Origin of the sequence: Thalassotalea psychrophila (assembly GCF_031583595.1) — a bacterium.
Taxonomy (GTDB): domain Bacteria; phylum Pseudomonadota; class Gammaproteobacteria; order Enterobacterales; family Alteromonadaceae; genus Thalassotalea_A; species Thalassotalea_A psychrophila.
The window spans coordinates 731,102-755,216 of the sequence record NZ_CP134145.1; the positions used below are offsets into that span (position 1 = coordinate 731,102).

At 38.3% G+C, this 24,115-nt stretch carries 17 protein-coding genes; 10 read left to right on the plus strand and 7 right to left on the minus strand.

Features of this window, described 5'->3' with window-relative positions; translation table 11 throughout:
* The first annotated feature begins 229 nt into the window (after window positions 1-229).
* From ampD to lpdA, 6 genes are all read left to right on the plus strand, one after another.
* The gene (ampD, locus tag RGQ13_RS03150) at window positions 230-805 is read left to right on the plus strand and encodes a 1,6-anhydro-N-acetylmuramyl-L-alanine amidase AmpD (RefSeq protein WP_348392105.1); all 576 of its coding nucleotides are present in this window, start codon (window positions 230-232) and stop codon (window positions 803-805) included.
* Between the two features lie 107 nt (window positions 806-912).
* The gene (gene ampE, locus RGQ13_RS03155) at window positions 913-1,758 is read left to right on the plus strand and encodes a regulatory signaling modulator protein AmpE (protein ID WP_348392106.1); all 846 of its coding nucleotides are present in this window, start codon (window positions 913-915) and stop codon (window positions 1,756-1,758) included.
* Between the two features lie 305 nt (window positions 1,759-2,063).
* A complete protein-coding gene (gene pdhR / locus RGQ13_RS03160; protein WP_348392107.1) occupies window positions 2,064-2,837 on the plus strand; it encodes a pyruvate dehydrogenase complex transcriptional repressor PdhR in 774 nt (257 codons plus the stop codon).
* 154 nt (window positions 2,838-2,991) lie between these two features.
* The gene (gene aceE / locus RGQ13_RS03165) at window positions 2,992-5,664 is read left to right on the plus strand and encodes a pyruvate dehydrogenase (acetyl-transferring), homodimeric type (protein WP_348392108.1); all 2,673 of its coding nucleotides are present in this window, start codon (window positions 2,992-2,994) and stop codon (window positions 5,662-5,664) included.
* A gap of 23 nt (window positions 5,665-5,687) precedes the next feature.
* The gene (gene aceF, locus RGQ13_RS03170; protein ID WP_348392109.1) at window positions 5,688-7,340 is read left to right on the plus strand and encodes a dihydrolipoyllysine-residue acetyltransferase; all 1,653 of its coding nucleotides are present in this window, start codon (window positions 5,688-5,690) and stop codon (window positions 7,338-7,340) included.
* Window positions 7,341-7,707: 367 nt separating this feature from the next.
* Complete coding sequence (lpdA, locus tag RGQ13_RS03175) at window positions 7,708-9,141, plus strand: dihydrolipoyl dehydrogenase (RefSeq protein ID WP_348392110.1); 1,434 nt, start codon at window positions 7,708-7,710, stop codon at window positions 9,139-9,141.
* A 211-nt stretch (window positions 9,142-9,352) separates the two neighbouring features.
* Here lpdA and RGQ13_RS03180 read toward each other — a convergent pair whose 3' ends face one another.
* From RGQ13_RS03180 to RGQ13_RS03205, 6 genes are all read right to left on the minus strand, one after another.
* Entirely contained in the window at window positions 9,353-9,829 is a 477-nt protein-coding gene (locus RGQ13_RS03180; RefSeq protein WP_348392111.1) for a hypothetical protein, read from the minus strand.
* A 317-nt stretch (window positions 9,830-10,146) separates the two neighbouring features.
* Entirely contained in the window at window positions 10,147-11,187 is a 1,041-nt protein-coding gene (locus RGQ13_RS03185; RefSeq protein ID WP_348392112.1) for a metallophosphoesterase family protein, read from the minus strand.
* Window positions 11,188-11,217: 30 nt separating this feature from the next.
* A complete protein-coding gene (locus RGQ13_RS03190; protein ID WP_348392113.1) occupies window positions 11,218-12,270 on the minus strand; it encodes a DUF2955 domain-containing protein in 1,053 nt (350 codons plus the stop codon).
* A 3-nt stretch (window positions 12,271-12,273) separates the two neighbouring features.
* Entirely contained in the window at window positions 12,274-13,389 is a 1,116-nt protein-coding gene (locus RGQ13_RS03195; protein ID WP_348392114.1) for an HlyD family secretion protein, read from the minus strand.
* Window positions 13,390-13,391: 2 nt separating this feature from the next.
* Complete coding sequence (locus tag RGQ13_RS03200; protein WP_348392115.1) at window positions 13,392-14,498, minus strand: AI-2E family transporter; 1,107 nt, start codon at window positions 14,496-14,498, stop codon at window positions 13,392-13,394.
* Window positions 14,491-15,189, minus strand: a complete 699-nt coding sequence (locus RGQ13_RS03205) for a potassium channel family protein (RefSeq protein ID WP_348392116.1) — start codon at window positions 15,187-15,189, stop codon at window positions 14,491-14,493. The genes RGQ13_RS03200 and RGQ13_RS03205 overlap by 8 nt, the downstream gene beginning before the upstream one ends.
* 360 nt (window positions 15,190-15,549) lie before the next feature.
* On the opposite strand from RGQ13_RS03205, the gene acnB reads away from it, so the two are divergent.
* Window positions 15,550-18,147: a bifunctional aconitate hydratase 2/2-methylisocitrate dehydratase gene (gene acnB, locus RGQ13_RS03210; protein ID WP_348392117.1), complete on the plus strand. Its 2,598-nt coding sequence runs from the start codon at window positions 15,550-15,552 to the stop codon at window positions 18,145-18,147.
* 188 nt (window positions 18,148-18,335) lie between these two features.
* Here acnB and RGQ13_RS03215 read toward each other — a convergent pair whose 3' ends face one another.
* Complete coding sequence (locus RGQ13_RS03215; protein WP_348392118.1) at window positions 18,336-19,043, minus strand: hypothetical protein; 708 nt, start codon at window positions 19,041-19,043, stop codon at window positions 18,336-18,338.
* A gap of 133 nt (window positions 19,044-19,176) precedes the next feature.
* Here RGQ13_RS03215 and RGQ13_RS03220 point away from each other — a divergent pair, with 133 nt between their 5' ends.
* From RGQ13_RS03220 to RGQ13_RS03230, 3 genes are all read left to right on the plus strand, one after another.
* Complete coding sequence (locus tag RGQ13_RS03220; protein ID WP_348392119.1) at window positions 19,177-19,542, plus strand: YacL family protein; 366 nt, start codon at window positions 19,177-19,179, stop codon at window positions 19,540-19,542.
* Between the two features lie 161 nt (window positions 19,543-19,703).
* A complete protein-coding gene (locus RGQ13_RS03225; RefSeq protein ID WP_348392120.1) occupies window positions 19,704-20,951 on the plus strand; it encodes an efflux RND transporter periplasmic adaptor subunit in 1,248 nt (415 codons plus the stop codon).
* Window positions 20,952-20,956: 5 nt separating this feature from the next.
* Window positions 20,957-24,094: an efflux RND transporter permease subunit gene (locus RGQ13_RS03230; protein ID WP_348392121.1), complete on the plus strand. Its 3,138-nt coding sequence runs from the start codon at window positions 20,957-20,959 to the stop codon at window positions 24,092-24,094.
* Window positions 24,095-24,115 lie beyond the last annotated feature (21 nt).

The following is a 24,115-nucleotide window of genomic DNA, read 5'->3' on the forward strand; positions in this document are numbered from 1 at the left end:
AGGTCAGAATCTTCTTTAGATTGCGGCCTCGGTTCGGGCATCCATGCTTCGCTCTCGGCACTTGTTCCCGACAGTGCTCTACCTCCGATATCCATATCGTCGTACCTCCTATATTCATATAGTCGTTCGCCACAAAGACAAAAAGAAGATTGCGGACTTCGCCACAAAGACGTTAATCTTATAATGAAGATTAGTTAACGACAGAGAATAAAAGGTATATAACAGTAGTATGGAGACAAACTTTACAATCGACAATGGTTGGATAGAAATATCTGATGGAAAACCTTTCGCTGTTGCACATTTTGAGTCACCTCATTGTGATGAAAGAGAATGTGATGATGTTAGTTTATTGGTGATCCACAATATATCTTTACCACCAGGTAAGTTTGGTTCAAACCACATAACCGATTTTTTTCTTGGTAAGCTAAACCCTAATGATGATGAATATTTTAAAAGTATTTATGAAATAAGAGTTTCTGCCCATTGTTTAATTCGCCGTGACGGCTCTGTCGTACAATACGTGCCATTTAATAAACGGGCTTGGCATGCTGGTGTTTCTTGTTTTGAGCAAAGAGAAAAATGTAATGACTTTTCAATTGGCATTGAAATGGAAGGTACCGATGAGTTGCCATATACCAATGAACAATATGAATCGCTACAGCACTTAACCACAGCTATCACTCATAATTATCCAGCTATAAATAACGAAAGAATAACTGGCCATTGTGATATTGCTCCGGGTCGAAAAACTGATCCAGGAGAAAGTTTTGACTGGCAAAAGTATAAAAATGGCTTAATTGATTAGCAGTTTATGCGATTAAGTATTTTATTTTCTGGCAATCCTAGAATTGTAAGAGTAAAATTTTATATATAGAAAATATTTGAATATAAATAAGAACAACAGGAACTTAAATGACTCTTATTAGCTTATTAATCGCTTTAGCCGCTGAGCGAGTTTTGCTATCTAAACATTGGTGCTTTAATTTTTATTATGGCCACTATCTAAAATTTGTCCGTGGTTTTGTTTCTAAAGGCGAGATCAGCAAAAACAGTTTTAACGTCTTCGTTTTTGCATTATTTCCGGCTGTCTTAGTTGGTGGCTTACTCGCGTTCATCGATAGTACTCTGCTTACTTTTATAGTATCGATAGTAATACTTATGGTTTGTTTGGGTTGTACTGAAGCGCGTGAGTCGTATAAAGGCTTTTTAAATGCTGCAATGCGCGGTGATGAAGTTGCTGTTTCTCATCATCAAATGGAACTGCAACAAAACCAAGAGTTTGAAGGTGAAAGTTTTGGTCAAACCTTAGTTTGGATAAACTACCAATACTATATGGCCGTTATGCTGGTATTCATTTTCTTTGGTATTGGCGGCGTTATTTTTTATCGCGTACTAGTGGCTGTTGGTAATAATATTAAAAATGCAGAAGGTGAAGCTTATTTACCTGAAGCTGCAGTTGAACATGGTCGTGGTTTATTATTCGCGATAGATATTATTCCATCAAGGTTTGTCGCTTTTGGTTATATGCTCGTAGGGCACTTTTCTAAAGCGTCCACTATTTGGCTTGAAGGTCTATTAAACTTTCATGTGTCATCTCGTCGATATTTATGTACTGTGGCAAAAACCTCCGAAGAATATAAGATTCAAGATGATGATTTAACTGCAGAGCCATCTTTGTTGGTACGCTTAGCTAAGCGTAATGTTTTATTATTACTTGCTGCAGCTGCCTTTATGACACTAGCTGGTGTACTGAGCTAAGCTTATTTGAGTTAAACCTATTTAAGTTAATTCCTATTACGCGCGGCCTAAGTCGCGCTAATTTCCTTTATTCCTCCATTTCTTTTATTTTCTTCATTCCTTGAGCTACCTAATACTATTCTTTTTTATTGGTCTTACCAATGCGGTTTAAGCTCAAAATTCAATCAAACTGTAACTTGAATAATAAATGTAATAATTTTACATTTTGATCTAAGTCTGTTACTTTATGTTGAATTAAATAAATATTGGTAAGACCAATTTACCAATAATCTTAAGTTAAATTCAACCAGTGGCGTGATATTAAGATGACCTTTAAAAAGATTCGACAGCCGAAACTATCTGACGTGATACTTACTCAGTTAGAAGATATGATTTTAGAAGGGAGCTTATTGCCCGGACAAAAACTACCTCCCGAGCGTGAGCTTGCTGAGCAGTTTTCAGTATCTAGGCCATCATTACGTGAAGCTATACAAAAGTTAGAAACTAAAGGTTTAGTTTACCGTCGCCAAGGTGGTGGTACTTTTGTTAAAGAAAACTTATTAGAAGGTATGTCAGATCCATTATTTGATTTGATGGCTAATAAAGGTGAAGCGCAACTTGATTTATTAGAGTTTCGCCATGGTATTCAAGGTATGGCGTCTTACTACGCAGCAATGCGTGGTACGAAACAAGACTTTAAGAATATTGAAGAAAAGTATGAAGCAATTACTGTTGCTCAAATTGAAAATACACAAATTAGTGAAAATTTTCGCGGCGAAGCCGAAACAGTATTTGAATTTTACTTAGCTATTTGTCAAGCATCGCATAATGCGGTGATTCTACATTTAGCCAGAGCCATGGGCTCGTTATTAATCGATAACATTGAAAAGAATTTACAAGTGCTTGCTAAGCGGCCTGAAGTACCTGGACGAATTGCTCATTATAGACAGCGATTAATGGAAAGCATTATAAGTGGTGAACCAAATAAAGCTTGGGGCGCAAGTCATAAAAACCTAGCTTATATAGAAGAAGTTATGCTCAAACTTGGTAAAGAAGAAAGCCGAGTAACTCGTTCACTAAGACGCTTCCAAACAGGCTAAAGCTGAGTAAGAAGTATAAAGAGCCACAAACGCCGGGTAAATAACGGCACTAATTACTAAAGGTTGTTCGAAATTTGAACTATCTTTATATGCAAATTAAAAAATTAATTTATAAACAATAATCGTTTATCAGAACCGGAGTTAAAAAATCGTTATGACTGAATTACTCAATCACGATATTGATCCTCAAGAAACACAAGAATGGCTAGATTCAATGGAAGCTGTGCTTGAACAAGAAGGTCCAGCACGTGCTCATCAATTACTTGAGTCTTTAATTGAACGCGCTCGTCGCGGTGGTACACATTTACCATTTGAAGCAAAAACTGCTTACGTAAACACTATCCCTGTAAATCAAGAACCACATATGCCGGCTGATCAAACTATTGAGTCGCGCATTCGTGCTGCTATTCGTTGGAACGCATTAGTTTTAGTATTACGTGCTTCTAAGAAAGATTTAGAGCTTGGTGGTCACATTGGTTCATTCGCCTCTTCTGCAATGCTTTATGATGTTGGTTTTAACCACTTCTTTAAAGGTGCGTCAGAAAAAGGCAGTGGCGATTTTATTTTTTCACAAGGTCATATTTCTCCTGGTATCTATTCACGTGCGTTCTTAGAAGGGCGTTTAACCGAAGACCAAATGAATAACTTCCGTCAAGAAGTTGATGGTAATGGTTTATCTTCATACCCACATCCACACTTAATGCCAGACTTTTGGCAGTTCCCTACGGTATCTATGGGCTTAGGTCCATTACAAGCAATTTACACTGCTCGTTTCTTAAAATATCTAACCGATCGTGGAATTAAAGATTGTTCAGGCCAACGTGTGTACTGTTACTTAGGTGACGGTGAAACTGATGAGCCAGAATCATTAGGAGCTATCGGTTTAGCCTCTCGTGAAGGTTTAGATAACTTAACATTCGTGATCAACTGTAACTTACAGCGTCTTGATGGTCCGGTACGTGGTAACGGCAAAATTATTCAAGAACTTGAAGGCACATTCCGCGGCGCAGGCTGGGAAGTAGTTAAAGTTATCTGGGGTTCATACTGGGATGCATTAATCGCTCGTGATACATCAGGTAAACTTTTACAGCTTATGAATGAAACAGTAGATGGCGAATACCAAAACTGTAAAGCCAAAGGTGGTAAATACACTCGCGAAAACTTCTTCAACAAGTATCCTGAAACTGCAGCATTAGTAGCGAACATGTCAGATGAAGACATTTACCGCTTAAACCGTGGTGGTCATGATCCAATTAAAGTTTATGCAGCTTACAAAAAAGCGATGGAAACTAAAGGCCGCCCAACAGTAATTCTTGCCAAAACAGTTAAAGGTTTCGGTTTAGGTGCTTCTGGTGAAGCATTGAACATTGCTCACAACGTTAAGAAAATGGACGTTGAGTCAATTAAGCATTACCGCGATCGTTTCAATATTCCGGTAGCGGATGAAGATATTGCAGACTTACCGTTCTACAAATTCCCTGAAGATAGTGCTGAATACAAATACATGATGAGTCGCCGTGAAGCATTAGGTGGTTCATTACCTGCACGTTTAGAGCAACCCGAAGAAGCATTAGAAGTTCCTCAGCTGAAAATATTTGATGCGGTATTAAAAGGCTCGGGTGAGCGAGAAGTATCTTCAACAATGCAATTTGTTCGTATCCTTAATAACTTATTAAAAGATAAGAAAATAGGTAAGCGCATTGTACCAATCATTCCTGATGAAGCTCGTACTTTTGGCATGGAAGGTTTATTCCGTCAGGTTGGTATTTACGCTAACGAAGGTCAAAAATATGTTCCACAAGATGCTGACCAAGTGGCTTACTATCGTGAAGATAAAAAGGGTCAAGTACTGCAAGAAGGTATTAACGAATTAGGTGCAATGGCGTCATGGGTTGCCTCAGGTACGTCTTACTCTACATGTAATGCTACAACTATCCCATTCTACATTTACTACTCAATGTTTGGCTTCCAACGTGTTGGTGATTTAGCATGGGCAGCAGCAGACAGCCAAGCACGCGGTTTCTTATTAGGTGCTACTGCTGGTCGTACAACGTTGAATGGTGAAGGTTTACAACATCAAGATGGTCATTCACATGTGCAAGCTGGATTAATTCCAAACTGTGTTACTTATGATCCTACATACGGTTATGAAGTTGCAGTTGTCGTACGTGAAGGTTTACGTAGAATGTATGAAGAGAATGAAAACATTTTCTTCTACCTAACGTTAATGAATGAAAACTACAAACACCCTGAAATGCCAAAAGATGCCGAAGATGACATCATTAAAGGTATTTACAAGTTAGAAACCGTTAAGCCTAGCAAAAAAGCAAAAGCTAATGTCCAACTTATGGGGTCAGGTACTATCTTGTTACAAGTGCGCGAAGCGGCGCAAATTCTTGCGAATGATTTTGGTATTTCATCTGATGTTTATTCAGTGACTTCATACAATGAACTAGCTCGTGAAGGTCAAGAAGCGACTCGTTACAACATGCTTCACCCAGAAGCTGAGCAGAAAGTGCCATTTATTAGCCAAGTAATTACTAGTGAAAATGGTCCGGCAATATCTGCAACTGATTACGTTAAAGCGTATTCTGATCAAGTACGCGCATACATCAATACCGATTACCGTGTATTGGGTACTGACGGTTTTGGTCGCAGTGATTCACGTGCAAACTTACGTCGTCATTTTGAAGTTGATCACAACTACATTGTTGTTGCTTCACTATATGAACTAGCTCAACGTGGCGAAATTAAAATGGCAGTTGTTACTAAAGCAATAAAAGACTTTGGTATTAATGCTGACAAAATTAACCCGCTATACGCATAATTGACTAGGAAAGGAAAATACAGATGTCTGATATTAAACAAGTTCTAGTCCCTGATGTTGGTGGTGATGAAGTTGAAATTATTGAGTTATGTGTTGCCGTAGGCGATACAGTTGAAGCTGAAGATGCACTAGTTAGTGTTGAAACTGACAAAGCTTCAATGGATATTCCTGCACCATTTGCAGGTACTATCACTGAAATTAAAGTTGCCGTTGGTGACAAAATTAATGAAGGTGATTTAGTAGTAATGATTGAAGTGGCAGGCGCTGATGCGCCCGCGGCTAGTGTTGAAGCTCCTGCTGCACCTGTTGCGGCAGAGCCAACTCCTGTTGTAGAAACTACTCCTGTTGCCGCTCCTGCAGCTCCTGCTGCAAGTGCCGTAATTGAAGTTGTTGTACCTGATATTGGCGAAGACGGTGAAGTTGACGTTATCGAAGTATTAGTTGCTGCCGGCGATGTTATCGAAGCTGAAGATGGTTTAATTACTCTTGAAACAGATAAAGCGACAATGGACGTGCCATCTCCTGAAGCGGGCACGGTAGTTGAAGTTAAAGTTGCTACTGGCGATAAAGTTAAGCAAGGCAGCTTAGTGATTATGCTTGAAACATCTTCTAGCGTAGCAGCGCCTGCACCAGTTGCAACAACAGCGCCTGTAAAAGAGACGACAGTTGTTGCTCCAGCAGCCCCAGCCGCACCAAAGGCAGCGCCAGTACCACATCATCCAAGTGCGGGTACGAAGCAAAGCCAAGGTCATATTTATGCATCACCTTCAATTCGCCGTATTGGCCGTGAATTTGGTGTCGATTTAACGCAAGTTAAAGGTACAGGTAATAAAGGTCGTATTTTAAAAGAAGATGTTCAATCTTATGTTAAGTACGAATTATCACGCCCTAAAGCTACTGCAAACACTTCTGTTTCAGGTGGTGCTGGTGGATTACAAGTTATTGGTGCCAAATCTATCGATTTCTCTAAATTTGGTGAAATTGAAACTAAACCACTATCTCGTATTCAAAAAATATCTGGTCCATTTTTACATCGTAGCTGGGTAACTGTTCCGCATGTTACTCAATTTGATGAAGCAGATATCACCAACGTTGAAGCGTTCCGTAAAGAACAAAACGTTATCGCTGAGAAGAAAAAGCTTGGCTTTAAAATTACGCCACTTGTTTTCATTTTAAAAGCCGTTGCTGATGCATTAAGTGAATTTCCGGTATTTAACTCAAGCTTGAGTGAAGACGGTGAAAGTTTGATCTTGAAAAAATACATCAACATTGGTGTAGCTGTAGATACGCCTAATGGATTAGTTGTACCAGTTGTACGTGATGTTGACCAAAAAGGCATTCATCAGTTATCTAAAGAGTTATTAGAAATTAGTCTTAAAGCCCGTGACGGTAAGCTGAAAGCTACCGACATGCAAGGTGGCTGTTTTACTATTTCTAGCCTTGGCGGTATAGGTGGTACAGCGTTTACTCCTATTATTAATGGCCAAGAAGTCGGCATTTTAGGTGTTTCTAAGTCTGAAATGAAACCTAAGTGGAACGGAAAAGACTTTGAGCCAAAATTAATGTTGCCATTATCTCTGTCGTACGATCACCGTGTAATTGATGGTGCGTTAGCTGCACGCTTTACCGTGCATTTATCGTCAGTAATGAGTGATATTCGTCAACTAATTTTATAATTGATAAGCGGTGTAATAATAAAGTTATTACACCGTTACTTTAAGTCGATTTGAAGTGACCGTTTATCTGCTGAATAACAAAATTGTTGTACTGGATGAAAGTTTTTACGAAAAGCAGAGACTTAAGTCTAATTTATTACAGTTTTGTTGGCGATTTTTTGTCACACAATGTAAACTTGCGGGCGAAAATGCTTAGTCATAAAAAATTGTGAACTAAGGCATTAAATTGCAGTAACAAAGCACCCGCTTTTGTTACCTGTAAACACAGAATTCATACCTTCGGGTATAGTACCAGTTGCATGAGTGGTTGGTATCAGCTTGGCTGACATGAGTTGGTCAATAAATATAAGTAATTTTTGAGGTTAACATGAGTAACGATATTAAAACTCAAGTCGTTGTTTTAGGCGCTGGCCCTGGTGGCTATTCTGCAGCATTTCGTGCTGCTGATCTTGGTTTAGATGTAGTATTAGTAGAAAGCCGCGCTACACTTGGTGGTGTTTGTTTAAACGTAGGTTGTATCCCTTCTAAAGCATTACTTCATGTTGCTAAAGTAATAGATGATGCTGCTGCAATGGCATCTCACGGTGTTACTTTTGGCACTCCAAAAATTGATTTAGACAAAATTCGCAGCTGGAAAGAAGACGTAATCGGTCAACTTACTGGCGGTTTAGGCGGAATGGCTAAAGCGCGTAAAGTTAAAACTGTTACTGGTTTTGGTAAATTTACCGGCAGCAACACTATCGCTGTTGAAGCAAACGACGGAACAGTAACCAACATCTCTTTTGATAATGCAATTATCGCTGCTGGTTCTTCAGTGGTCGATTTGCCATTTATCCCTAAAGATGACCCACGTGTTATCGACTCAACTGGCGCTCTTGAATTACAAGATGTTCCAGCTGAAATGTTAGTTCTAGGTGGTGGTATCATCGGTTTAGAAATGGGTACAGTTTATAACGCCTTAGGCTCAAACGTATCTGTTGTTGAGTTCGCCGATCAATTAGTACCAGCTGCAGATAAAGACATTGTTAAAGTTTACAACAACTACAACAAGAAAAAATTCAACATCATGGTATCAACTAAAGTTGTAGCCGTTGAAGCTAAAAAAGATGGTTTATACGTAACATTTGAAGGCAAAAATGCGCCGGCAGAACAAGTTCGTTACGACAAAATCTTAGTTGCTGTTGGTCGTAAACCAAATGGTCACTTAGTTGCAGCTGATAAAGCTGGTGTTAATGTTGACGAGCGTGGTTTCATTAACGTTACTAACGAATTACGTACTAACGTTAACCACATCTTCGCTATTGGTGATGTTGTTGGTCAACCTATGCTTGCTCATAAAGCTGTTCATGAAGCACATTGTGCTGCTGAAGTTATCTCAGGTAAGAAACACGTATTCGACCCACGTTGTATTCCTTCTATTGCTTATACTGATCCAGAAATGGCTTGGGTTGGTGTTACTGAACGTGAAGCAAAAGAGCAAGGCTTAAACATTGAAGTTGCTAACTTCCCATGGGCTGCTTCTGGTCGTGCAATCGCTTCAGCTCGTACTGAAGGTAAAACTAAGATGATCTTCGAAAAAGACACTGGCCGTGTATTAGGTGGTGCTATCGTAGGTATCAATGCTGGTGAAATGCTTGGCGAAATTTGTTTAGCTGTAGAAATGGGCGCTGATGCAGAAGATATTGGTTTAACTATCCATGCTCACCCAACGTTAAACGAGTCTATTGGTTTAGCTGCAGAAATTTTTGAAGGTTCAATTACAGATCTTCCAAATGCAAAAGCCGTTAAAAAGAAAAAGTAATTTCGCTTTAACTTAGATTATAAAAAACGCCAGCATTAGCTGGCGTTTTTGCACATGGAAGTGCTTATCCTCTCGTACCAAGGATGGGGGAAAGAGAGGGCTTGCACATGGAAGTGCTTATCCTCTCGTACCAAGGATGGGGGAAAGAGAGGGCTTGCACATGGAAGTGCTTATCCTCTCGTACCAAGGATGGGGGAAGAGAGGAATTAAATTAAAATGGTCGTATTATGGCAATGCCAACCACTGTTGTTGTTTCACTGCCGACAAAATCAAAAGCAATTGTTGGGGCAATTTCAAAATCACCTACAGGTATGTCCCAATTAGCCGAAACACGAGTCAAGTCTTCTTCATGACTTGGGTGGCCATGGCTACCGTTTACTTTTTCCTCACCTACACCAACACCCAAACGCAAATGTTCGATAGGATGAAAGTATACAGAAGCTAGTCTAACCTCAATTCCTGCACCTTCATGGGCATTGTCAGTATTTTCCATCACAACCCCAGCGCCCCATTTATCGGCAAATTTGTACTCATATTCCAACCCATATGAGAAGTCAGTTTGACTTTCAATAGTGGTTGCGCCAATGAATATACCTGGAAAGTGTTTTTTATCTGATGCGTGTGCGATGTTCGAAATAGATGCTATCGCAATTAATCCATTACAAAAAAGTGGAAGTTTTTTCAACATTTTGATTACCTTAAGTTAAACAGGTGAATGGTTAAATTCAACATATAATAGTTTTGCCATCCGCCAAGTAAGCAAATGCCAATGTTTAATCTTAAAAGTATGTTTCAAGTATGAAATTAGTGCAGTGAATTCATATTCTTGAAGTCATGAACATGCTTTTAAACAAATTTAGATAGGTTTTTATGCCGCGAGTCTAGCGTACCGAATAATAGTATTGCTAGACGAGATTTGTTGAGTCTTGTAGTAAATTGTAATTTTCTAGCTAACATCAACTCGGAAAATAGAAATGTTAAATAAGGCTGCTGCCTGGAGGGAGGTTAGTTACAACCTGCCGAATTTAAGCACAGTTCATCACCACCAGCAGGCACTTTACCCTCTTTATTTATCATGCCGTTAAGCTTAATATTTAAATAGCTCGGCGTTTTATCTTTTAAAGCAACCCACATAATATGATCCATATTAATGCCTGATTGAGCATTCATTTCTCCACCTGTAGTCGCTAGCTGAATGTAATCTTTTCCTAAGCGTTCAGTATGTTCATACGAATGTACGTGACCATTAAAAACCGTATAATCACTCTCCGATAATGCTTGTTCAATTTGTTTAAAGTGTTGCTCTTTTTTATCTTGCCAAACAGGCTTATGCATAAACAAAAATGTCCAACGAACATCTTGATTTTCTTTAATGGCATTAACCATATATTCTTTTTGTTCAGCGCTTATTTCGCCAAATTTACGTTCATCCATTTGCGCATACTCAGTGTAAGCGAAATCTCTGGGGTCTTTCTTATACACTTTTATCGCATCATTTCGTTTGGTTTTTAGCTCTTCAAAAAAAACATCAGTAAAGTCTTCACTATCCAATACCAAAAATAACGCATTTTTATAAACAAAATGATAATAACGAGGGCCTACCTTCTCTTCATACCATTGGCGCATTACATTGTTTGATATATCGTGATTTCCAACTGTTGGATAAAATTCCAGATCTCGGTTGTTCAAATTTTTGTTAAACGTTGACCATTCTTTGTCCATTTTGGCTATGTCTTCAGTGCCGCCTTCAATTAAATCGCCAATACTCATAATAAAGTCTGGTTTCATTGCATATATGCTTTGCGCACCTACATTAAAAACACCAGAGCGTTCACCACCCGTAAGGTCGCCTATTATGGCAAACCTGACAAGTTGTTCATCAGCAGTAGGCGAGCTGAAATTAGTTTTCTGAGACTGAATAGATTCAGTATTTATTTCAGGACTAATATCAGAACTTAGATCAGGGTTAATATCAGTGCTTGCATCTTCAGTGGCACAAGATATCAGTAAAGTTATAGAGCAGAAAACACATACTAGATTTTTCATTATATGGATCCCTTTGAAATGATGAAACGTTTAAGTTTTAGCTTTGTAAGCCGACTTTATTTGAGTTAATAATGGAGTAGTCAGGTAAGTAGCAAAAATGATGTATCCACAAGCTGCACCAATTTGTAATATACGAATATAAAACTTCCCTCCAGCGCCGGCATCACCAGAACTTCCTGAAGATATTAGAATAATCATCGTAGTGAGCGCCATGGCAAATAATGGTGCAAGGGGGTTATCTGAAAAAATCAACTTAGCAAAGTAAATATTTACCACAGCAAAAAGCAATACTAGCGCTGTAAATGTGGGAGCAATAAGTAGTAACTTATAAACAGCAATAGCTGCTAATCCTCCGATGGTATTGCCTAATAGTAATGCTTTACTGCCTTTCATTCCCATCAATAAATCTGGTTTTTGCGCTAAAATAGCAATAAACACTAAAATAAGAAGTGAACTGGTTAAGCCAAAAAACATGAAAAATACGATGGCTGGCATGATAATTATTGTACTTAGCAAGGCTAATTGAAAACGAGTTGATTTCAATTTTAAGCCTTGTTTTTCTACTTTATCTTCGTATTCAGTATTTGGATTATCAGGGATTATTTCATGCATTATCATGGTAATGAGTAATGCAATTAAGCAAGAAAATAAGAATCCGATAGTTACCACGCTTGCGACTTCTTGTTTAAATAAACCTAGCATAGGCACTAATGTAAAGCCCACTAACAGCATGGTTATGACAAAATCGTTACCACCAGAATAGCCCCAATATGAAACTAAAAATATCAGTAAGGTCATGATCAAAATAAAAACAATAGGGAATGGTAGTAAAAATCGCGTCACTAATATACCTGCACAAAATGCAGTAATACTAACGATAAGGATGCCAAACAGTGCTTTAAATGGCAGTTTAGGCGAGTTGTTTCCTAAAAAATTTGCCGTAAAAACTGCCGCAATAAACGCTAATGGCCAATCAAATCCGAAAGCAATGGCGATCGCTAGTGTTACACCAATCGTAAAACGAATAATCCTTATTCGCTCTGGAGTTTGCTTGTGTAGTTGAGTATTTAAAACCGCAATCATAAACTAGTAAAGATACGTTAAGAAGCTAGTGATTCTAACCCAAATCTTACCCAAACTATTGAAGATAAAACTATCGCCAGTATAGGCTATAACATCTGCTTGCCCACCTTCACGTAATAAGCGTTTATCAGGCTCATCAGTAAATTTAATTATGGTGGTAAAACGTTGTGGATCTCGCATCCAACCTTGAGGCTTCTCAGGAGTTGGCAGTTCACCTGGTTTGCTTTGATCGAAACTAACACCGAATCCTATGGTCATCACTTCGCCAGAAAAAACTTGCCCAGGAGCAGAATCTAAAACAATATCTACAGGATCTCCCGATTTAAGATTACCTAAACTATTCTCCCTAAAACCAGCTTCAATCCACACCATTTCATTTGAAATAAAGGTCATTATTTTTTGCCCTGCCGCGGCATAGTAACCCACATTAACTTTTGCATAAGATACTACTCCATCACTTGGTGCTCGAAGTTGGGTACGATCTAAATTTAACCGAGCTGTTGACACTTCAGCTAATGCACTAAGTAATTTCGGGTTGTTTTCACCTTGTTTTCCTAGTTTTTGTTGAGCCTCTTCATAAGATGCTTGGGCATTGACAACTTCAAGCTCGGCTTGCGTTAATACGCCTCGAGCTCTGTCTCCATCGAACCCGGAAATGATACCTTGTTTTTCAAGTTCGAAGACACGATTAGAGTTGATGCGTTTTACGATTAAATCGGCATTAGCTTGGTCTAAACTTGCTTTAGCAGAGCCTACCATTGCCGTATCAGCACCAATTTCTTGACCGGTTAACTCCAAACTTGCTTTAGCTTTATCAAGCGCAAATTTAAAATCACGATTATCTATTTCAAATAATAACTCGCCCTTTTTAACGATTTTATCACCACCCACATATATATCGGTAATTTGACCTGATACTTGTGGCACTATAGGGATCACAAATGCTCTTACCCTAGCTTGATCAGAAATAGGGGTCAGCCTGTCACCAATGACATACCAAAGAAAATAAAATAGCGCTAAGCCTAGTATTATTTTACTTAGTCGCTGAGCTAAATCAGGCTTGTCCGTTTCATTAACGTTTTCATTAGTTTCTTTTTCTACAACATTGGTGTCAGTCATTACTATTCAGCTTTATCTGTTGGAGTTTCTATTGCGCCTTGCTCAGATTGATTTAACCACATCATCATTAACTGATAACCTAAAGCTAAAATAACCGCGCCGGTAAACAAACCAATAATGCCAGAAACTATCATGCCGCCAATGGCACCTAGTAAAATCACTAACATAGGAATGTCTGTACCACGCCCTAAGAACAGCGGTTTTAATACAGCGTCACTACTACTAACCACTATTGAGTAAACCAAAAATATAACAGCAGGAGTCGTATCCGCTACAGAGAAATAATAAGCTGCAATAGGGCCTAAAATAAGAATTGGAGGTAACTGTACAATAGCAAGCATTAGTACTACTAACACCCAAAGACCTGCTGCTGGAATATCAGCTATTACTAATCCTATGCCTGACAATACTGCTTGAGTAAATGCAATACCTAAAATACCGGTTGCTACACTTCGAATGGTAGCAATAGAGTTTTTAACAACAGTTTCACCACTTTCACCCATTAGGCGAGCGAAGAAAGACTGACAACCCTTAGTACATGATTCAGAGTTCGCTAAAAACATCGAGGCAATAATTACCGATAAGATAAATTGTAAAATTACTCCGCCGACGCTAGCCGCTGCTGATAATACTTTTGAAAAAGTATCTTTAATCTGTTCTGAATATTGTCCTGCAAATTTTTCTAGATTATCTGAGGCTGCAAGCCAAGCTGGATAAACTTTATCGCCGATTAAAGGCCAATCTTTTACTTTCTCTGCCGGTGGTGGAATATCAAGCGTCCCTTCTTTAAGGCCTTCAGAAACCTGCGTAATAGAATCTATTGTAGATGTCGAAAAGGCAATCGTCGGTATTACCAATATGGCAATACCGATAATGGCAAACACGCCCGCAGCCAAGCCTTTTTTATTGGCGCACCACTTTACTAATTTCTGATAAAATGGAAATAATGCAATCGCTAAAATTGCCCCCCAAGCCATGGGCATAACAAATGGTCTCAGTATGTCGAAACACCATGTACCAATAAGCATAATGGCAATTATTTTGATTGCGGCATCAATCATGTTGGCAGAAAATATTTTACTCTCTGCAGAGTTCGTCGAGTTATTCATGGTTTGCCTCTGTGTTTTCATTTAAATGTTTTTGACTAGAATTAGAGATTTTAGAGCCGACTAAACTCGCCACTAAAATCGCTAAGTAAAATTGTCCAACTATGGCCTCAAGATACACCAAAAACCTAGTGACGGGCATAGAAGGAGATATATCACCAAAACCAAGTGTGGTTAAAGTAACAAAAGAGAAATAAACAAAATCGGGCATGGTTTCATACCAAAGTTTACTATCTGGCATGCCGTTAAATGCTTGTACTGACATCAAATGGACTAAAGTGTAAATTAACGCCCAGATCAAACCCAATAAAATATAAAGACAAATAGCACCAAGTATTTTATTACCGTCGATTTCACCGGTAAAAATTACCTGTTTAGCTGTTTGGTATGCAGTAATGATAAAAAATACCAATAGCAGCAATAAATGCGCATAATTTAAATCTAAATTATCCAGATAATAACTAAACAATGAAGTGAGAATAATTGCGACAGGAAAAATAAAGCCTTTTCTAAATATATATTGCTCATCTTTCACTCCCCAAACAGCCACTAATAATGTAACTACAGTAGCCGATTGCATTAGTCGTTGTACTGATGGATCAAAGAATTGTTGCGCTAAGGCCATGCCCAAAAGTAATAAAATTAGAGAGTAAGTGAGATAGATAAAATTATCGTTTTGCGTCATTTTAGACATTGTGTATTAAACCATGCGATTTTTATTGTTTTTCTTTATTTAAATCTAGCTTAAAAACTAGCAAAATCAATATTTTAATGAATTTTAATGAATTATTTTGATAACTAAAGTTACTAGATTCTAAACTCGCATGCAAATGTTTCAATAATGAAACAGTTGATCGTAGAAAATGACCTTCAAGGTATACTTAATATTAACGGTCAAATCTTATATAAATATTATGAATACCAGATATAAATAGTATTTCTGGTTGATTTGTTCAGTTTTACACTTGGATCGCGTATAATCGCCGCGATAAATTTTAATAATGATAGTGACTATACAGTAGTTATTCATTTTCTAGATAGAGAGGAAAGCGTTGTGCTTCAAGAATATCGCAAACACGTTGAAGAACGTGCCGCTGAAGGTATCGTACCTAAGCCATTAGATGCTGAGCAAGTAGCTCAGTTAGTTGAACTAGTTAAAAATCCACCAGCGGGTGAAGAAGAAGTATTATTAGACCTTCTTGTAAACCGTGTTCCTCCTGGTGTTGATGACGCAGCATACGTTAAAGCTGGTTTCTTAGCCGCTATCACTAAAGGCGAAGCTACTTCACCTATTCTTGATGCTGAACGTGCAACTGAATTACTAGGTACAATGTTAGGTGGTTACAATATCCAACCTATGATTGACCTTTTAGAGTGTGACAAGTTAGGCGCAACTGCTGCTACAGGTCTTTCTAAAACTTTATTAATGTTTGATGCATTCCATGACGTTAAAGAAAAAGCTGAAGCGGGTAACGCACAAGCTAAAACTGTTATGGATTCTTGGGCTGCTGGTGAGTGGTTTACAAATCGTGATGCTGTAGCGGAAAAAATTACTGTTAAAGTATTTAAAGTTACTGGTGAAACTAACACTGATGACTTATCTCCGGCACCTGATGCATGGTCTCGTCCTGATATCCCATTACACGCAAAAGCGATGATCAAAATTGGTCGTGATGGCATCACTCCTGATGAAGAAGGTGTTATTGGTCCAATTACTCAAATTGAAGACCTACAGAAAGACGGTATTCCTCTAGCATACGTTGGTGATGTTGTTGGTACAGGTTCTTCACGTAAGTCTGCTACAAACTCTGTTTTATGGTTTATGGGTGATGATATCCCTTATATCCCTAACAAGCGTGGTGGCGGTGTATGTTTAGGTGGTAAAATCGCTCCTATCTTCTATAACACAATGGAAGATTCAGGCGCATTACCAATTGAACTAGACGTACAAGCAATGAACATGGGCGACGTAATTGATATCTTCCCTTACGAAGGTGTTGTTAAACGTTCAGGTACTGACGAAGTTATTTCTACGTTTGAATTAAGCCCGGTACTTCTTGATGAAGTTCGTGCTGGTGGTCGTATTCCACTTATCATTGGTCGTGGTTTAACTGGTCGTGCTCGTGAAGCATTAGGTCTAGCTGAAACTGATTTATTCAAAAAACCAGTAGATGTTGCTGCTTCTAGCAAAGGTTACACTTTAGCTCAGAAAATGGTTGGTAAAGCATGTGGTACTGACGGTGTTCGCGCTGGTCAATACTGTGAGCCTAAAATGACAACTGTTGGTTCGCAAGATACTACCGGTCCTATGACTCGTGATGAGTTAAAAGATTTAGCTTGTTTAGGTTTCTCTGCAGACTTAACAATGCAATCTTTCTGTCACACATCAGCTTACCCAAAACCAGTTGATGTTATCACTCATCACACATTACCAGATTTTATTATGAACCGTGGTGGTGTATCACTTCGTCCAGGTGACGGTGTAATTCACTCTTGGTTAAACCGTATGTTATTACCAGATACTGTAGGTACTGGTGGTGATTCTCATACTCGTTTCCCTCTAGGTATTTCATTCCCTGCAGGTTCTGGTTTAGTAGCATTTGCTGCAGCAACAGGTGTTATGCCTCTTGATATGCCTGAGTCTGTATTGGTACGTTTTAAAGGTGAAATGCAACCAGGTATCACATTGCGTGATCTTGTACATGCAATCCCTTACTACGGTATCAAGCAAGGTTTATTAACTGTTGAAAAAGCCGGTAAAATCAATGAGTTCTCTGGTCGTGTATTAGAGATTGAAGGTCTTAAAGGTTTAACCGTTGAGCAAGCATTCGAATTATCTGATGCATCTGCTGAACGTTCTGCTGCTGGTTGTTCAATTAAACTTGAAGAAGACGCAGTTGCTGAATACCTAGAGTCTAACATTGTTATGCTTAAGTGGATGATCAGTGAAGGTTACGGCGACGTACGTACTATTGAACGTCGTATTCTTGCCATGCAAGAGTGGTTAGCTAACCCTGAGCTTATGTCTGCTGACTCTGATGCTGAATACGCACACGTAATCGAAATCGATTTAAATGAAGTTAAAGAGCCAATCGTTTGTTGTCCAAATGACCCTGATGATGCCAAACTTCTTTCTGATGTTGCTGGCGTAAGCGTTGATGAAGTATTCATTGGTTCTTGTATGACTAACATTGGTCACTTCCGTGCTGCTGGTAAATTACTAGAAGATTTCGGTGGCGTTCTTAATACTCGTATGTGGGTTGCTCCGCCAACTAAGATGGACCGTGACCAACTTACTGCTGAAGGTTATTACTTTACTTACGGCAAAGCTGGCGTTCGTATTGAAACACCAGGTTGTTCATTATGTATGGGTAACCAAGCACGTGTTGCAGAGAAGTCTACTGTACTTTCTACATCAACTCGTAACTTCCCGAACCGCTTAGGTAATGGCGCCAATGTTTACTTAACATCAGCTGAACTTGCTGCTGTTGGCGCAATCGTTGGTCACTTACCAACAGTTGCAGAATACATGGAATACTCAGCTAAGTTAGACACAACTGCAGCTGATACATACCGTTACTTAAACTTCCATACTATGGATAGTTACACGAAGAAAGCTAAAGAAGTTGTTATCGCACAAAGCGTAGCGTAACCGACACCCTAGTGTCGTCCCGTACTTGATACGGGATCTTAGATAACTTAATTGATAAAGGCTGCATTTTGCAGCCTTTATTTTTTTAGAAACGAGAAACGAGAAACGCAGAGCGAGAGTGTCAACCACAACAGTACCTTACACTCTCTTAATCGACGCACTAGCGTCGTCCCGTTGAAGAACGGGATCTACTTATTTTTAAATCGACTCATCTTTTTAGCCATAAACTCCCGAAAATACTTTTCTTCATCACTTTCTCCACAATCACTAAATGAAGTCACAGAACCTAAATTATCATCAATAAAGCTTAAATCTGTAGTTTGCATACAAACACCATTTTGTTTTACAAAAGTTTCATTACCAATTTGAGTTGTAGCTTCTGCTTTTCGTTGTAATTCTGATTTATGAAATACACTGTGCGGTACAGATTTGGGCAATATCTGCATTGCCGAAAAACCTTGGTTTAACTGCTCCTCTTTAAAATCACTCATCATTTCCTGGTTAAGCTGCTGTTTAAATGAGTTTATGCTGTTATAAGGGTTAAATTTAGGTGGTACTTTTGTTGCCGGTGCTTTTATAGGTTGTTTATTGACTGTTACAATTTTAGAAACATTTACTGGTTCATTTTCCTTAGTTTTATTCACTAACTCGCGTACAATCTCTTTCGATTTAATAACTGATTTGTTAACAGTTTCCAGAGGCTGCTTATTTTCTATTATTGGTTTGGCTATAACTTGAGGTGCTTGGTAAATATAACTTCTTATCGGCGTATTCTGTTTTACTACCAGCTTCTTTATATTTTTTGGAGCCGGTATTGGTGTAAATAAAAAGCCCCAAATTAATAAAGCATGTATTACTAAAGAGATAACTAACGCTGTAAATAAACTTCGAGTCACCGCTTAACTGCCATGTTAAAATAATGTTAACTATAAGAGGGTGAAATGATTAAAAAGTTTCATCAACTTAAATATTAATAAACTTTACATCAACTTCTATAATTGCTTCTAGCAGGTAAAATAATGAGAAACTATGGAATACACATTCAAAATTGACTTCATTACTGGCCTTCCTATAGCTGAGTTTAGCTATGGACATGAAGCGTTCGCCCCATGGTTAGAGCAAGAAGTAAGTAAAGATTTGGTAAAGTTGCAACGGGTTATTGAATTTGTTTCTGATGTAAATGTCCAAACCGAGATTCTTGTAGGTAAAGAATACACTTTAACTATTGAAAATGGTGAAGTTGAAGTTAAAGCAAATGTTCAAAATATAGAAAGTGAACTACCCGAAAACCTAGTAGATGATGTCGATGGTTTCGAACATGATTCAATGGCAATATGTGGCATTGAAGACTTGTTAATTATGCTCGAAAGCTGGCGACATTTTATTAAAAAATGACTAGAAATGACACCGAAGTAAATTAGTTTGAAAAACAATTTGCTAAATCGCATAGCTCGGTGATTATTTTATAATTACTATTTATCAGTAAATTAATTAATACTTTATTAAACTTTCGAAGATTAAAGTTTACTAAAAACTTTCCACTGTATGGGATCAAAATGACACAATTAGATGTAAATACTACCCAAAAGAAAAAATCTAAAATTAAGTTAATCTTAATGCCTTTTCTAATTATATTAGTTGGCGTGTTGGGAAGCGGTGCGATGAAATTAATGGCTACTAAGCCCGATAAAAAAGACATGGAGGTAAAGCCCCCATTAGTTAATGTGATCGATATTCAGGCAGGTGATGTAACTTTTTCTATCGCCAGTCAAGGCTCTGTAGTACCCAGAACTGAAACTATTTTAATTTCAGAAGTTTCCGGCCAAATAATAAATGTTTCACCTAAATTACGAGTTGGTGGTTATTTTGCTAAAGGTGAAATGATGCTAGAGATAGACCCGATAACTTATGATGTGAATGTATTACAAGCTGAATCGCGTTTAGAGTCTATGCAGGCGGCATTAATTCAAGAGCAAGCACAAGCAGAACAAGCAAAACAAGAATGGGGTATGACGGGGAAACCACTTGAACAAGCACCATTGTTAGCACTTAGAATACCGCAATTACATAAAGCACAGGCCGATGTTAAGGCAGCAGAAGCTGATTTGAAAGAAGCGCAAATTAAACTTAAGCGCACAAAAATTACCGCTCCGTATGATGCGTTACTCACTGAAAAGTATGTAGATATTGGCCAATATGTTTCAACAAATGGTCAGTTAGCAAAAACCTTAGCTATTGATTTTGCCGAAGTACGTTTACCTATTAAACAAACAGATATCGCCTATTTAGATTTGCCTAAGTTAAACGAAATGGGTGATAAAAGCCGAAAACTTACAATTTCATCTTCGCAAGCGGGTAAGCAATTGCACTGGGATTCTTTTATCACCAGGTATGAAGGAGTGGTTAACAGCCAGTCGCGTGTGCACTATATTGTTGCGCAAATTGATGATCCTTATAACTTGGTTAATGATGAAAGTGATATTGAATTGCGCATTGGCATGTTCGTTAATGCCAATATTCAAGGAAAAACTGCCAAGGATATTGTTGTCTTGCCAAGAGAAACATTACATGGCGCAAATACAGTGTACTTGGCAAAAGCTGATAATACCTTAAGTTTGCATAATGTGAATATTGTAAGAACCGATGCAGAAAATGTTTATGTTGAGAATAACTTTTCAACAACTGATCGGGTGATCTTAACTGGTTTGAGAACCCCTGTAGAAGGAATGCCGATACGAGTGGCAGAAGATTTATCAGGAAACGAGCAAAGTGTATCTACCAACATTGAAACAACAGCGAAATAACTGCGATGACAGAAATTAAAGAAAATTTAACCGGTTTGATTGCATGGTTTGCTCGAAATAGTGTAGCGGCCAATTTATTGATGGTATTTATTTTAGTGATGGGAACTTATTCTTATCAAAATATTACCAAAAAAATGTTCCCTGAGTTTAGCCCTAATAGTATTTTAGTTACGGTGACTCATTTAGGTGCATCGCCTGCAGATGTTGAACAATCTGTTGTGTTGCGTATTGAAGAAAAACTGGAAAATATACAAGGCTTAAAGCGCATAACTTCAGAAGCAACCGAGGGTTTGGCCACGGTTACAATTGAAGTAAATTCAGGTTATTCGTTGGAAGAAAAGCTTGATGAAGTTCAAATGCAAATTGATACCATTACAACATTCCCTGCCCAAATAGAACGTCCCTTGGTTATGAAACAAGAGTTTCAAATGGATGTTATGTGGATAGCGGTTAGTGGCGATATGGACAGGCGCACCAGACAAGAGCTCGCCCAAGATATCCGTGATGACATCATTGCATTGCCAGATGTCAATATTGCCGAAGCTGTAGGTATTAGAGATTATGAAATTTCGGTAGAAATATCAGAGCTGCAACTTATTGAATATGGCCTGACATTTGATGAAATAAGTCAAGCAATCAAGCGTTCATCATTAGATTTACCTGGTGGTACAATTAAGTCTAAAGGCGGTTATATTCAAATCCGAACTGAAGGACAAGCCTATACAGGCCAAGAGTTTTCCAATTTAGTACTCGCCATTAATGAAGATGGCACCCGCTTAACTCTTGGTGATATTGCTACCGTTAAAGATAGTTTTGTTGAAGATGAAGGTTATGCACAATTTGATGGTAAGAATACGACCAGTATTAGGGTTAGGTCGACAAGTGATCAAAACGACTTAGAAATAGCAAAGCAAGTAAGGGAATACGCAGCAGAAAAACAAAAAACCTTGCCAGTTGGGGCTAATATAGATGTTTTTGGTGATTCGTCATATTACCTTGATGAACGCTTGGATATGATGATTTCCAATATGTTGCTAGGGGCCTTGTTAGTATTTATTATCTTAACTTTGTTCTTACGAGTACGTGTTGCACTTTGGGTGATGGTGGGCATACCAATCTCTTTCTTCGGTGCATTTATGATGATGCCATTACTGGGCGAATGGTCAGTAACGGTTAACATGCTCAGTTTGTTTGCCTTTATCATGGTACTGGGGATAGTAGTGGATGATGCTATTGTAATAGGTGAAAGCGTTTACACCGAAGTGCAACGTAAAGGTCATTCGGTAGATAATGTTATTCGAGGTGCGCACCGAGTTGCGATGCCTGCAACCTTTGGCGTGTTAACAACAATTGCAGCATTTGTGCCTTTATTGTTTATTGATACCTCTTTTTCCGGCTTCTTTAGAGCAATTGCGCTGGTAGTTACCTTGTGTTTAATCTTTTCAATAATTGAATCTAAATGGATATTGCCTTCGCATTTAGCCCATATGAAATATAAGGAAATAGATCCAGATAATGCTCACATTGTTCATCGCATACAGTTAAGGTTTAAAGCTTGGCTTGATAATTTTATCGCCAAAAAATACCAACCGCTACTGCGTAAAGCAATAGAGTATCGTTACAACACTATGGCTAGCTTTATTTGTATTCTATTGCTATCTGTGGGATTAATCGCCGGCTCTTTTGTTAAAGTTGAAGTGTTCCCTAATGTGCCAAGTGATTTTGTTCAAGGGCAAGTCATTATGGTTGATGGTACTTCGCCGCAGCAGCGTAATAAAGCACTAGAGTACGTTATCGACTCTGGCTATAAAATGGCAGACAAACATACCTATAATGGCGAGAGTTTTATTCAACACACTATGGTGTTCACCAGAGGCGACCTGCAAGGTGGCTTCATGATGGAGTTGAATAAAGCAGAGTTTCGCGAATTAGATGCTTTTCAGATAGAAAAATTATGGCGTGAAGAGGTTGGTGAAATTCCTGGAGTACGAGAGTTAAGGTTGTTTGCCGGTACTAATGCAGGAGGTGGCTCTGCTCTAGAGTTTCAACTAAATGGTAAGAACGAGATTGAACTCGAGCAAGCAGCCATTGAAGTGCAAAACAAATTAAAGGAATACGATGGCGTATTCGATATTCGTAACTCTTTCAGTCGCGGCAGCAGTGAAGTGAAATTATCTATGCGCCCTGAAGCGGAAGTTTTAGGGCTCACTTTGTCAGATCTTGCTAAGCAAGTACGCCAAGCTTTTTATGGTGATGAAGCACAGCGCATTCAACGTGGCCGAGATGAAGTTAAAGTAATGGTGCGCTACCCCAAGGCTGAGCGTCGTTCAATTTCTGATTTAGAAAATATGTGGGTTCGAACGCCAAGTGGCGATGAAGTGCCATTCTTTCAGGTTGCAGATATAGAATTAACTCAGGGTTTTTCTAAAATCACCCGTATCAACCAAAAGAGAACCATTAAAGTTGCAGCAGAAATTGATAGTGAAAAAGTTGAATCAAGAAAAATTTTATCAGAATTTAATAAAGATATTATTCCAACTATCTTAAAAAAATACCCAAGTGTTAAATATGGCATGGAAGGGGCAAGTAAAGATCAAGAAGACTTTATTGAGCAATTAAAATTTGCAGCCATTACGGCACTATTTTTAATCTATGGTCTTATTGCCATACCAACTAAGTCTTACACGCAACCACTCGTGATAATGACAGTGATCCCGTTTGGTATTATTGGTGCAATATTCGGTCATTGGGTTCTAAACACTACAATTAATATGATGTCGATGTATGGTTTTATCGCTTTATCTGGTGTTGTGGTTAATGACTCATTGATATTGGTTGATTTTATCAACAAGGCAAAAAATACCGGAATGCGAATGCGTGACATAGTTGTCGAATCGGGGATGTTGCGTTTTAGGGCAATATTACTTACTTCATTAACTACATTCTTTGGTATTTTACCTTTGTATTTTGAAACTAGTTTACAAGCCCAGTTTATTATACCTATGGCTATATCATTAGGTTTTGGTATTATGTTTGCTACAGTAATTACTTTATTTTTGATCCCGTCTTTGTATATGATCAGAGAAGATATCAGGGACAAAATCAAAGGTCCAAGCAAAAAAACAAACCTGTTTGTAAACTAATAAGTTAAAACCCAAGGCGCT

Coding starts and splice junctions, on each gene's coding strand:
- RGQ13_RS03205 (WP_348392116.1), bottom strand. CDS start 15,189: ATGTCTAAAATGACGCAAAACGATAATTTTATCTATCTCACTTACTCT.
- ampE (WP_348392106.1), top strand. CDS start 913: ATGACTCTTATTAGCTTATTAATCGCTTTAGCCGCTGAGCGAGTTTTG.
- RGQ13_RS03225 (WP_348392120.1), top strand. CDS start 19,704: ATGACACAATTAGATGTAAATACTACCCAAAAGAAAAAATCTAAAATT.
- RGQ13_RS03190 (WP_348392113.1), bottom strand. CDS start 12,270: ATGATTGCGGTTTTAAATACTCAACTACACAAGCAAACTCCAGAGCGA.
- RGQ13_RS03185 (WP_348392112.1), bottom strand. CDS start 11,187: ATGAAAAATCTAGTATGTGTTTTCTGCTCTATAACTTTACTGATATCT.
- aceF (WP_348392109.1), top strand. CDS start 5,688: ATGTCTGATATTAAACAAGTTCTAGTCCCTGATGTTGGTGGTGATGAA.
- aceE (WP_348392108.1), top strand. CDS start 2,992: ATGACTGAATTACTCAATCACGATATTGATCCTCAAGAAACACAAGAA.
- RGQ13_RS03195 (WP_348392114.1), bottom strand. CDS start 13,389: ATGACTGACACCAATGTTGTAGAAAAAGAAACTAATGAAAACGTTAAT.
- lpdA (WP_348392110.1), top strand. CDS start 7,708: ATGAGTAACGATATTAAAACTCAAGTCGTTGTTTTAGGCGCTGGCCCT.
- RGQ13_RS03180 (WP_348392111.1), bottom strand. CDS start 9,829: ATGTTGAAAAAACTTCCACTTTTTTGTAATGGATTAATTGCGATAGCA.
- ampD (WP_348392105.1), top strand. CDS start 230: ATGGAGACAAACTTTACAATCGACAATGGTTGGATAGAAATATCTGAT.
- pdhR (WP_348392107.1), top strand. CDS start 2,064: ATGACCTTTAAAAAGATTCGACAGCCGAAACTATCTGACGTGATACTT.
- RGQ13_RS03220 (WP_348392119.1), top strand. CDS start 19,177: ATGGAATACACATTCAAAATTGACTTCATTACTGGCCTTCCTATAGCT.
- RGQ13_RS03230 (WP_348392121.1), top strand. CDS start 20,957: ATGACAGAAATTAAAGAAAATTTAACCGGTTTGATTGCATGGTTTGCT.
- RGQ13_RS03200 (WP_348392115.1), bottom strand. CDS start 14,498: ATGAATAACTCGACGAACTCTGCAGAGAGTAAAATATTTTCTGCCAAC.